The organism is Ureibacillus manganicus DSM 26584, assembly GCF_000772945.1.
Taxonomy (GTDB): domain Bacteria; phylum Bacillota; class Bacilli; order Bacillales_A; family Planococcaceae; genus Ureibacillus; species Ureibacillus manganicus.
Map to the genome: position 1 here is coordinate 35,964 of NZ_JPVN01000024.1, position 11,915 is coordinate 47,878.

Annotated in this window: 12 protein-coding genes and 1 rRNA gene; 8 read left to right on the top strand and 5 right to left on the bottom strand. The window is 35.4% G+C overall.

Annotation, left to right across the window (positions count from 1 at the left end):
* Positions 1–213: 213 nt before the first annotated feature.
* Positions 214–1,113, bottom strand: a complete 900-nt coding sequence (epsC, locus tag CD29_RS15865) for a serine O-acetyltransferase EpsC (RefSeq protein WP_036189028.1) — start codon at positions 1,111–1,113, stop codon at positions 214–216.
* 313 nt (positions 1,114–1,426) lie between these two features.
* Here epsC and CD29_RS15870 point away from each other — a divergent pair, with 313 nt between their 5' ends.
* Together CD29_RS15870 and CD29_RS15875 are read left to right on the top strand one after the other, a co-directional pair.
* Positions 1,427–2,431 (top strand): NAD(P)/FAD-dependent oxidoreductase, encoded by a 1,005-nt coding sequence (locus tag CD29_RS15870; protein ID WP_036189031.1) that lies wholly within the window; start codon positions 1,427–1,429, stop codon positions 2,429–2,431.
* A 219-nt stretch (positions 2,432–2,650) separates the two neighbouring features.
* On the top strand, positions 2,651–3,796 hold the full coding sequence (locus CD29_RS15875) for a CaiB/BaiF CoA transferase family protein (RefSeq protein ID WP_036189032.1): 1,146 nt from the start codon (positions 2,651–2,653) through the stop codon (positions 3,794–3,796).
* 79 nt (positions 3,797–3,875) lie between these two features.
* On the opposite strand, the gene CD29_RS15880 is transcribed toward CD29_RS15875, so the two are convergent.
* On the bottom strand, positions 3,876–4,817 hold the full coding sequence (locus CD29_RS15880; RefSeq protein ID WP_036189034.1) for an aldo/keto reductase family protein: 942 nt from the start codon (positions 4,815–4,817) through the stop codon (positions 3,876–3,878).
* A 242-nt stretch (positions 4,818–5,059) separates the two neighbouring features.
* Between CD29_RS15880 and CD29_RS15885 the strand changes: the two genes are divergently transcribed.
* The gene (locus CD29_RS15885; RefSeq protein ID WP_036189036.1) at positions 5,060–5,542 is read left to right on the top strand and encodes a C40 family peptidase; all 483 of its coding nucleotides are present in this window, start codon (positions 5,060–5,062) and stop codon (positions 5,540–5,542) included.
* A 146-nt stretch (positions 5,543–5,688) separates the two neighbouring features.
* Here the strand turns inward: CD29_RS15885 and CD29_RS15890 are convergent, their stop codons facing one another.
* Positions 5,689–6,528 (bottom strand): DUF2268 domain-containing protein, encoded by an 840-nt coding sequence (locus CD29_RS15890; RefSeq protein ID WP_052124208.1) that lies wholly within the window; start codon positions 6,526–6,528, stop codon positions 5,689–5,691.
* A 105-nt stretch (positions 6,529–6,633) separates the two neighbouring features.
* On the opposite strand from CD29_RS15890, the gene CD29_RS15895 reads away from it, so the two are divergent.
* The 4 genes from CD29_RS15895 to CD29_RS15910 all read left to right on the top strand — a co-directional run bounded on the left by CD29_RS15895 (position 6,634) and on the right by CD29_RS15910 (position 8,853).
* Entirely contained in the window at positions 6,634–6,891 is a 258-nt protein-coding gene (locus CD29_RS15895) for a hypothetical protein (RefSeq protein ID WP_036189038.1), read from the top strand.
* A gap of 194 nt (positions 6,892–7,085) precedes the next feature.
* Positions 7,086–7,376, top strand: coding sequence for a DUF3219 family protein (locus tag CD29_RS15900; protein ID WP_036189041.1), 291 nt, complete (start codon positions 7,086–7,088; stop codon positions 7,374–7,376).
* 10 nt (positions 7,377–7,386) lie between these two features.
* Positions 7,387–8,382, top strand: a complete 996-nt coding sequence (locus CD29_RS15905; RefSeq protein ID WP_036189043.1) for an LLM class flavin-dependent oxidoreductase — start codon at positions 7,387–7,389, stop codon at positions 8,380–8,382.
* A 33-nt stretch (positions 8,383–8,415) separates the two neighbouring features.
* Positions 8,416–8,853, top strand: a complete 438-nt coding sequence (locus CD29_RS15910; RefSeq protein WP_052124209.1) for a GNAT family N-acetyltransferase — start codon at positions 8,416–8,418, stop codon at positions 8,851–8,853.
* Positions 8,854–8,893: 40 nt separating this feature from the next.
* Here CD29_RS15910 and CD29_RS15915 read toward each other — a convergent pair whose 3' ends face one another.
* Positions 8,894–9,520 (bottom strand): class I SAM-dependent methyltransferase, encoded by a 627-nt coding sequence (locus CD29_RS15915; protein ID WP_036189045.1) that lies wholly within the window; start codon positions 9,518–9,520, stop codon positions 8,894–8,896.
* Between the two features lie 591 nt (positions 9,521–10,111).
* Between CD29_RS15915 and CD29_RS15920 the strand changes: the two genes are divergently transcribed.
* Positions 10,112–10,879, top strand: coding sequence for a TerC family protein (locus CD29_RS15920; protein WP_036189048.1), 768 nt, complete (start codon positions 10,112–10,114; stop codon positions 10,877–10,879).
* A 751-nt stretch (positions 10,880–11,630) separates the two neighbouring features.
* Here the strand turns inward: CD29_RS15920 and rrf are convergent.
* A 5S ribosomal RNA gene (gene rrf / locus CD29_RS15925) occupies positions 11,631–11,746 on the bottom strand.
* Positions 11,747–11,915 lie beyond the last annotated feature (169 nt).

An 11,915-nucleotide genomic window follows, 5' to 3' on the forward strand; every position in this document is an offset into this window, starting at 1 on the left:
AGACATTCGCGCCTATACTAATAGATTATAACATTTTTTACTATTTTGTTAATTATACTGTTTAACGTTCCAATATAACTAAGTTTCGTATATTATTCTTCTAAAGTTAAGAATATCACCTCAACATCTAATCAAATACCAAGTAAAGATCAGCAAAAAAAAAACACCCAACATGTAAGCTTGCAAGTGGGTGTTTGTAATCCTCTACGTTTATTAATCGTTTTTAATCTTTGGAGAAGGTTGTGTTTGATAGACTCTTGAATTTGGTGGAACTGATTGAGTGAGCCAAATATTACCCCCGATGACAGAATCGTGACCAATCTTTGTATCCCCGCCAAGAATCGTTGCCCCTGAATAGATAACAACATTATCTTCAATATCTGGATGACGTTTAATTCCTTTGATTGGATTACCATGTTCATCTAACGGGAAACTTTTCGCGCCTAATGTTACCCCTTGATAGATTTTCACATTTTTTCCAATTGTACAAGTTTCACCAATTACAACTCCTGTACCATGGTCGATAAAGAAGTACTCCCCTATTGTCGCACCAGGATGTATGTCAATACCTGTTAAACTATGAGCATGCTCCGACATAATTCTAGGTATGATTGGTACCCCTGATTTGTATAATTCATGAGCAATTCTATGTATCGTAATTGCTAGAATCGAAGGATAACTAAACAATATTTCTTCAGTTGAAATTGTTGCAGGATCCCCATTATAGGCAGCTTGAATATCTGTTTGAATTGTATTTCGAATGTCAGGGAATTTAGTAATTAAATCCATTACGATTTGATCTGCATCCAATGTCACATCATTATTTGCAACATTATTCTCATTTGAAACTACTTTTTCAATCAAATCTTTTAAATCTAAGGCAGATGATCGTAGTTTATTGCCAATGCCAATATTCACCCTTGTATCAAAGGTAGGAAATTTGTCGCATAAACAAGGGAAAAGAGCATTTCGGAAATTTTCTAGAATTGTATAAACCTTCTGTTGCCCTGCAAAACCTATTGTCTTTTCAATAGAAAAATAACTACTATGAACGTCTACTAGCGAGTTAGCAATGTTAGGAATTTCATTATTCAACCAATCATTTAATTTCATCGTACATCACCTCATTAAGAATATTGTAGTAAAACTGCCAATCTATGTATATGTCCCTCCCTTGAACAAGCACGGAGTAAACAAGGAAATGAACATGTTAAAAACCATATTAATATCCTATTATACTATATTTTCTTGATGAACTCGCCTTTTTAAAAAATATTTTACTAATTTCCTTATGTAATGCTTGCTAGTAATCATTTTCTCATCCGGGTGTATATCGAATTACTTTTCACAAAAATTTGGTATACTAAATTTATTGAAAATTATAGAAGTTGAGAAGACGAATTAGTCTTAAAGGAGTGTAATGACAATGTCGCAAAACGAAGAAGTCTATGACATCACGATTATTGGTGGAGGTCCAATAGGCTTATTTACTGCTTTTTATGCTGGGATGAGACAATGTTCTGTAAAAATTATTGAAAGTCTTCCACAACTGGGCGGTCAATTATCAGCATTGTATCCAGAGAAGTTTATATATGATATACCTGCTTTTCCAAAAGTTCGAGCACAAGATATTATTGACAATCTAATCGAACAAATGAATCATTTCGAGCAAACGATCTGCCTTGGACAAGCAATTGAAAGCGTCGAAAAATTAGAGGATGGTTCGTTTAAACTAACGACGAATACTGAAGTACATTATACAAAAACGATTATTATTACAGCAGGTAATGGTGCATTCCAACCAAGAAAACTACAACTCGATGATTCAGAAAGATTTGAGTCCACAAATATGCATTACTTCATTAAAGATATGAATAAATTTGAAGGAAAACGTGTTTGCGTACTTGGTGGTGGAGATTCTGCTGTAGACTGGGCGCTAATGTTAGAACCAGTTGCAAAAGAGGTTTCATTAGTTCACCGAAGAAATGAATTCCGAGCTCACGAAAACAGTGTTGAAAATTTAAAAAACTCACATGTCCAAATTATGACACCTTATGTCCCAGTAGAACTAGTTGGAGATGAACGAATAGAGAAAATTGTACTTCAAGAAGTGAAAAATCATGAAAAAGTTACGTTAGAGGTTGATGATCTCATTGTAAATTATGGCTTCCTATCTTCCCTAGGTCCTATAAAAAACTGGGGTCTTGAACTAGAGAAAAACTCCATCGTTGTGAACAGTAAAATGGAAACGAATATACCTGGCATTTTTGCTGCAGGAGATATTTGTACCTATGAGGGAAAAGCAAAACTAATCGTCACAGGCTTTGGCGAAGCGCCTATCGCAGTTAGTAGTGCGAAACTCCATTTTGACCCATCGGCAAAAAGACATATGATGCATAGTACAAGCTTAATGGATGAATTAAAAAAATAGTGACAGTAATAAGCTATGAGCTGATATCGAATAATATTGAGCTTATAGCTTTTTTGCATTATTATTTGACTCTCCCCTTACATTTCAGATCATTCTTATATCTTCACCATTTCGAATATTCCATAAATCGTACGCATAAATAAATGTTATACGGCATACGGGTAGCAAAGGATAAGTTTACAACATTAAATTTCTAAACTAATAATTGGGGTGAAAACAATGCAACCACTCGAAAATATTAAAGTTTTAGATTTATCACGTGTTCTAGCAGCCCCTACAGGTACGATGCTCTTAGGAGATTTAGGAGCCGAAGTCATTCGTATTGAACATCCAGAAGGTTCAGATAGTATGCGTGAATGGGGGCCCTTCTCCAATGGACAAAGTACTTATTATTTAAGTGCGAATCGCAATAAAAAATCTATTACTCTTGATTTAAAACTAGAATCCGAACGTGAAAAATTTAAGAAACTTGTAAAAGATGCAGATATCATTATAGAAAATTTTAAAACCGGTGATATGGAGAAACTAGGGGTTCATTACAAAGAATTACAAAAAGTGAATCCAAGTATTATTCACATTGCTGTAACTGGTTTTGGTCAAACAGGACCACTTGCTTCTGAACCTGGTTTTGATCCTGTCATTCAGGCAATGAGTGGTTTGATGGACATTACTGGGGCAATCGATGGAGAACCTACCAGAGTTGGCGTACCTATTGTAGACATTTTAACTTCTCACTATGTCGTCATTGGAGCTTTAGCTGCGCTTCGACAGAGGGATCTTACCGGTAAAGGTCAATTTATCGATCTATCTTTATTTGATGTTCAACTGAGTAGCATGGCGAATGTTACAAGTGCGTATCTGAATGCGGGTTATATTTCAAAACGACTTGGTAATCAGCATAACAATATTGCCCCTTATCAAGCATTTAAATGCAAAGATGGATTAATCATGATTTGCGCTGGTACTGATTCACAATTTGTGAAGCTTTGTAATATGTTAGACAGGTCAGAGTGGATACAAGATGAACGTTTCAAAACAAATGTCCTCCGTAAAACGCATGAGAATCTATTAGCAGATATGATTAATGAAATTACTTTTACGAAAAATCGTGAAGACTGGCTTGGATTGCTTCAAGAATATAAAATTCCCGGTGGACAAGTGCTTACAGTTGCAGAAGCATTGGAACACCCCCAGACGAAGGCTCGAAACTTAATCGGTGAAATAGAACATCCGACATACGGCAATATTAAGTTCATTAAAAATCCCCTTCAATTCTCTGAGCTAAACATAGATTACAAAAATGCACCACCTATATTAGGAGAACATAATGAAATCCTATCGGAATTAGAAGATGATAATTATTGACACACAACAGTATATGAATATTATTGCAAAAAAACATCCCTCAAGGATTTACTCTAACCTTGAGGGATGTTTTATTTTATTATTTTAAAATTTCTTCAATATTATTAATAATTGCATCTTCTAAAACAATGCCAGAAGCTTTTACATTTTCTTCGATTTGTTCAGGACGACTTGCCCCAACTAGCGCACTTGCTACATTAGGTTGTCTTAAAATCCATGCTATTGCAAGTTGAGAAAGTGATATATCAAGTTCATTTGCAATGTTTGTTAACTGATCGACTTTATCTAGATATTCGTCTGTTAAAAAGCGTTGAATTGAAGTGTTGTTTGTAGTTGCTCGGCTTCCTTCCGGTAGGCCTGCACCTTTTTTATATTTACCTGTTAACACACCTTGTGCAAGAGGAGACCATACCACTTGGCCAATTCCATGTTTTTCGCTCACTGGGATAATCTCTTTCTCAATCACACGATGGAACATATTGTACTGCGGTTGATTTACCACGATGCGGTCAAGTAGTTTTTTGTCTGCGATATGAACTGCTTCTGAAATTTGTTCTGCTGTCCACTCACTCACACCTAGGTATAGAACTTTCCCTTGACGTACTAAATCATCAAAGGCACGTAATGTTTCTTCAACCGGTGTTTCAGAATCAAAACGGTGAGCGTAGTATATGTCAACGTAATCTACATTAAGACGTTTTAAACTAGCGTTTGCTTGTTCGATAATATGTTTTCTTGAAAGACCTTTGTCATTCGGCCCTTCACCCATTGGCCAAAAGACTTTCGTTGCAAGTACAATGGATTCACGTTGGAAATCTTTAATTGCTTGTCCAACTACTTTTTCTGCTTCTCCGCGCATGTAAACATTGGCAGTATCGAAGAAGTTAATGCCTAAATCATATGCACGGTGAATCGTACGAATTGCTGAATCTGATTCCATGTATCCACCATATGTTAACCAGCTCCCTAAGCTGATTTCACTTACTTTTAACCCTGTATTCCCTAGTCTTCTATATTGCATTTTTCATAATCCCCCTTTGCTTGAAATAAAAAATCAGAGTACAATTTTTAGTTTAATGGCACTTTTTGGGTATGTCAAATTATGCAAACTGATTTTAATTCGACTATGCATTCAAGTTTTGTTTTATTACTAATTTGACGTTTTTCATAATTATATATTTTTTTTCAAAAAATCATGTTACTTTTTTCAAATTTTACCGTCTATTAGTTCGTAATACAAAAAATGATCTTTGGAGGGTTTTCATGTCTTTAACAGTTCGTTTACCTAAATTTGTGAAGATGGTTGTTTCAGCATTAACGATTGTGGCTTTATTCCTTTTCACCCAAGCTCCGAATGCTTCCGCGACGATTAACTATGGTGAAGAAGTATCAGCAGTAGCCAAAAATTATGTAGATAGCCAATACAAATGGGGTGGCACATCACCAAAAGGGTTTGATGCAAGTGGCTTTACACAATATGTCTATAAAAATGCAGCAACGAAAATGAACATCCCAAGAACAAGTGCATTACAATATAAGACTGGTGCTTCTGTGAAGCAAAGCGAATTACAGTCAGGTGATTTAGTCTTTTATGCTACTGGTGAAAAAGGAAAAGTGTCATTTGTAGGAATTTATAATGGTGATGGAACCTTTACAGGGGTTACAATGAGTGGCGTAAAAGTTGTTAAAATGAGCGATAAATATTGGAAAGAACGCTATATTGGGGCAAAACGAATTATTGAGTAAAGACTAAATTTGCGTTCCATTTCCAATTCAGACAACGTATTGTTGTCTTAATATATAGCCGTAACCCTCATTAGGGGTTACGGCATTTTTATTTTCTTAATGTATGTGGCAAAGTAACTTTACGACGTGTTGTAGCAAGATTTCATTTATAATGCAAAGTCAGAATTTGATATGATTTCATCTGCCGAAAGTTTAAGAAGGATTTTTGGGGCGACTTTGCTATTCTTCACGAGAAATGATTTTACGATTGAGTAGCCCATACAATAGCCAATCCAATTTGGAAGTCGTCGCGTTCCATCCCCGTACAAAAATTGAAAGTGCTTGCTAACATCCTTCTTATTTAAAGAAGGCACGAATACTTTTCTCCATTTCTTCATTAATTCTTCTTTTGAATATTTTGAAACCCAAGGTGAGCACCATTTTTCACCATACAATTCTTCTACCATACATTCTGCCATTCCTTCCAGGATTAACGATTCTTTTAGCGACATCGCATCTGGTGTTTTGTTTAGAATGTTTAACCTACAAAAATGGTGATATTCATGTGCGATCATTGCTTTTATTTCCGTCTCAGCAAGATCTTGTGAAACAAAGAGAATGACTGCCTCTTTATAAGTCACTCCATTTTTATTTGCTACGATTCCATCTATGTTAGGTCGATGTTTTGTTAGTGGGAAAATATAAATGGGACAATCTTCTCCATCCCACAAATGTTTCAATCGCTCAAACTCTACTTGAACAATTCTCCAAACATTCTTTTCTTCCAAGCTACGTAAAGTTTTACCTAAATCTATTACTTCCTGGGAATCAAACAAACCGTTATTCAATAATTCAAAATATAATTCTTCAGGTGATATATTTGGAAAGTGATTTTTCAGCTGTTCGTACAACAAATCTTGCACATAATTTATAGGTGATTGCTCTAACCCAGGGCGTGACATTTCAACTAATCTTTCAAGTAGATTATTTGTATGTTCAACTACCAACCCTATCCCTCCTCTTTTCTATCTTATGACTTAGACTATTAACTCGTGTGTTCCTTTTTCCCCGCCATATATTAATTAGAATCTTTAAGTAAAGGAGGTTACATGATGGATAAACGACAAGCATACGATCTCTGTTGTAGATACCGAGGTAAAATGGTCTGCATAACAGATAATAGAGGAAATAAACATATTGGTAGAATTACAAAAGTAGATAGTGAGATGGTTTGGATTCAACCAAACAGAGGTCAAGGCGGATATGGGCTAGGGTTTTGGGGCTTTCGCGGAGGATATGGCAATCTAGGTTATGGTATTGCACTCGGTGCTATCCTTGGAATCGCATTAGTTTCCGCATTTAGATGGTAATATCATAAACTTTTAATCAGTGGAGATTCATATTGGCAAGTGCTGCAAATGGACATGTCAATAGGCAGCATCCCCACTGATTTGTTATTTTCTATTATATTTCTCTTATCTAGGTCAAAAACGAAAAATAAAACCAATTCTTTTACGCAATTTTAAGTCAATGCTAATATCATATAAGAGAGGAGCAATGCATTTTGGTTAAAGAAATTTATTTAAATAATCATTTAATAAAAGCGGAGCACTATCAAGAAGAACAAGTTGATGGTTTACATAAAATATATATTGATTTCAAGGTAACAAGTGATGATTATCACGATATTGCGGTATTACTCTATGAAGGTACCTTTGATGTGAAAGTGCCTAGTAGAGATTTATCTTTCCGAGGGACCATCTATAACTACTCTACTTCCATAACAGATTTATATAAGGAAGGTCAAATTGCAGATTATAAATTAGTCTTAGTGGAAGTTAAACGCGAGAAATGAGGATGCTTTGATGAAACTAAGTATATTAGATCAATCGCCCATTGCATCGAATCAAACATCCCAAGATGCACTCATGTCTTCAATGAGGTTAGCTCATGCAGGAGAACAATTCGGTTATTCGAGATATTGGATTGCAGAGCACCATGATTTACCAGGACTAGCCTGTTCGGCACCTGAAGTGATGTTAAGTTTTATTGGGGCCCATACGAAAAAAATTCGTATTGGGGCAGGAGCAGTACTACTCCCTCACTATAAACCTTATAAAGTAGCGGAAATTTACAATATGCTTGCTACTTTATTCCCTAATCGTATTGATGTGGGCATTGGTCGTTCACCTGGAGGCTCTGCAGAAGCAACAAATGCTTTATCAGATAACTTTTTGCAACAAGTGTTTAAAATGCCTGAACTGGTTCAAGAGCTACTTCACTTTTTCCATCAAGATTTTCCGAGTGACAATGAATTCTCAAAAGTGACCGCTTCCCCTCTCCCTGAGGTTTTACCAATTCCATGGATGCTTGGGACAAGTATGAAAAGTGCAATTTTAGCAGCGAAGTATGGATTAGCTTATGCTTTTGGCCAATTTATGAGTGATCAGGACGGTACTGCAATTGTGCAAGCTTACCGTGAAAACTTTCAACCTCGGATACCTGGTCAAGCGGCACAAGTAATTGTTACAGTCCCTGTTATATGTGCTGGTTCAAGTGATAAAGCAGAAGAAATTGCACTTAGTAATCTCGTTTGGCAATTATTAATTGCAAAAGGCGAAGGGAAAAATGTTCCCTCGATTGATACAGCAAAAAATTATGCTATGAGTGATAAAGAATCTGAACAATTTAATGCCATGAAAAAGAGAATGATTATTGGTAATCCAAAAGAAGTTAGTTTGGCATTACTGGACATGGCCAAACACTACGAAGCAGATGAGATGATGATTTTAACAATCACCCACTCTCCTGAAGACCGAATTGAGTCCTATCGGCTAATAGCAGAAGAATTATTAAAATAAGAATAAGTAAATGTGGAAGGACATATAAAGCGAATGAAAACTACAACAAAGATTACAAATGAAGAACAATTAGATTTAGCATTTGAGATAAGAAAAGAAGTTTTTGTAAAAGAACAAGGGGTCCCTTTAGCAGATGAATTTGATGAATTCGACCGATTAGATGGGCGTTGTGGCCATATACTTGTCTATTATCATGAACAAGCAGTTGGAACAGGTAGACTTCGAATTGTTGATGAATATGGGAAATTGGAAAGAATCTGCTTGTTGGAAAAATATCGAAATCTTGGTCTTGGTAAAGTGATTGTTAAAGCTTTAGAAGAAATTGCGAAAGAAAAAGGCGTATTAAAAGTGAAATTGCACGGACAAACACATGCAGAAGGTTTTTATCATCGACTAGGTTATCAAACAGCTTCTGATATATTTATGGAAGATGGCATTCCCCACGTATTAATGACAAAACAGTTAAGTTAACATTAAAAGGAGTCGCATTAAATACGACTCCTTTTTATAATTATTTTGAAATCATAAAAACTCCACCACAATGAGAAATTTGATAAAATTCTAAATGACAACTATTTGAAAGCAAAGCCTTTAATTCATCGAAAAAAAAATAAAATTCATCATCATCCCAATAGTTTATACTTTCTTTTCGGCACGATTCTAGCTTTTCCCGAGTTTCAAATGCAATATCACCTATTAAAATTTTCCCTTTAGCATCAAGTAATGGGAGCAAATTTGAAATAAATTGCACCTTTTGTTCATCCGTTAAATGATGCAAGGTATAAGTACTCACAATGAAGTCAAATTTATTTTCAAGTAGTTCAGCTGGTAATCCATTAGTAATATCCCACTCTAGTAAGTTTGCATTTGGCATTTTCTCTTTTGCAATTGAAATCATCTTCGCGGAAAAATCAATTCCATGTATTCGATGACCATTCTCATATAGCTTAGCTGTTAAAACTCCCGTACCAACACCAATATCTAATACATTAGCATTATCTTTTTGCATAACTTCATTAAAAATCATATTTAATATTGCTTTATAACCCGCAAATGGATATTGATTATTTTCTTCACTAATTTGTACCGTTTGATCGTACTGGTTTGCCCATAAATCAAATCCTTGTTTGTTTAACATATTTCTCCCCCAATAACTATTGCATCACTCACAAATACCATTCATAAGCACGTTATCATAGATCTTATTTTTCATTTTTATTCCCCCTATTATTCAATTAGTTAAATATTAACATAATAAATGATTCTTTCCATCCTATATTAGAGATATAATTTAAGTTAATGATAGAAGTTTTTTGCTTTTTTGAGCATTTTTATATTTAATTATAGAAATATGATTGACAGAATTTGAATGATGCCTTATGCTGTAGTTACTTAATTGAATAGTTCTCCTAAAGGGGAGTAGCTATCACAGCAAAGTCGTCATTACGGAAGTTTTAATTCTTCTCGGCTTTGTTGGCAACGAACGTGTTGTAAGCAAGACCTTTACCAACAACGGTAAAGGTCTTTATTTTTTGACCTTTACCATCTCTGGTAAAGGTTTTTTTGTTTTTAGTACCAATATCAGATACTGAGCTTTCAATGAAGGAATCTTATTGAATGGAGTTGGAGATTATGTAATTAGTTCGATGCTTTTAGGATTAACCGGATTAATAAATACAGTCCAGTTACAAAGTGAATTTTAAATTTAAATTAAGGGGGATGACTTGAAATGGAACTTTCGATTTTATTTGAATATGGTTGGGTATTATTATTATTAATTGCTCTAGAAGGCTTACTTGCTGCAGATAATGCACTAGTTTTGGCGATAATGGTGAAACACTTACCGGATAAAGAAAGGAAAAAAGCACTCTTTTATGGATTAGCTGGAGCTTTTGTATTTCGATTTGCTTCCCTATTTATTATTTCTTTCCTAGTAGATGTTTGGCAAATTCAAGCGATAGGTGCATTATATTTACTATTCATCGCAATCAACCATATTGTTCGAAAGCTTGTCTTTAAAAAGAAAGATGAGAATACGGAAGAAACAGAAAAGAAGAAATCTGGATTTTGGGGTACTGTTATTAAAGTTGAATTAGCGGATATCGCTTTTGCAATTGATTCGATCCTTGCCGCAGTTGCACTAGCAATGACTTTACCTAATACAACTCTCCCTCAAATTGGTGGATTGGATGGCGGAAAGTTTCTAGTGATTTTTGCGGGAGGCTTGATTGGCTTAATCATCATGCGCTTTGCTGCTAACTTATTTGTTCGTTTATTACATTCTCGTCCAGGCCTTGAAATTGCTGCGTTTGCCATTGTTGGTTGGGTTGGCGTTAAATTAGCCGTATTAACACTAGGGCATAAGGATATCGGTATTATTCCTTACGAATTTGCACACTCAACTGAATGGAAGCTCATCTTCTATAGCGTGTTAATTTTAATCGCATTAGCAGGTTGGTTTTTCACAAAAGGAACGAAGGAAATAAGATCTGAATAGTGACAATGAAGTCAAAGCCTCGGCAACTTGAAAATGATCTTTCTAGATAAAGGATAGGTTTAAGGATAGGTTCTGGATAATAGAACCTATTCTTTTTTAGTATTGATTTTCAGTACGCAAAATTAGTTTTGTTAGTTGTGAATAAACTTCCTACTCGCAATGCAGATGTATCAATGCTTTTCGTGACAACTCGGTTTGATTTTGAATCTATACTGTCACGTAAACTGGGTTTTCGTGACAACTCGGTTTGATTTTCCACCTCTACTGTCACGTAAACTTTTCTTTCGTGACAACTCGGCGGGATTTTTCACCTCTACTGTCATGTAAACCTGCCTTTCGTGACAACTCGGCGGAATTTTCCAACTCTACTGTCACGTAAACCTGCTTTTCGTGACAACTCGGCGGGAGTTTCCAACTCTACTCTCTTAATAAGCTTATTATTAGGACAACCCATTCTGAATTTATACTCCTACTGTCCAAATAAGCTCCTTATTTGGACAACTCATTTTGATTTTATACCTATACTGTCTTAATAAGCTTCTTATTAGGACAACTCATCCTGAATTTATACCTCCACTGTCTTAATAAGCTTCTTATTAGGACAACTCATCCTGAATTTATACTCCTACTGTCTTAATAAACTCCTTATTAGAACAGGACAACTCATCCTGAATTGACGTTTTTATTAGCTCAATACTATTTAGCTGTAAATACTAAAAACACCACTGACTTTAATCAGTGGTGTCATTTTGCGAAGCGATGTCCTACTCTCACAGGGGGAAGCCCCCAACTACCATCGGCGCTAAAGAGCTTAACTTCCGTGTTCGGTATGGGAACGGGTGTGACCTCTTTGCCATTATCACTTCACTTGTACATGGATGTGACTTGCTTCGCCGTTGCAACAGGACGTTGCGCTTTTAGGCGAAGTTCCTATATTTACCTGAAAGAACTTCGTTCTCTCAAAACTGGATAAAGACATTGAAAGCATTCAAGTTTAATTTGGTTAAGTCCTCGATCGATTAGTATTCGTCAGCTC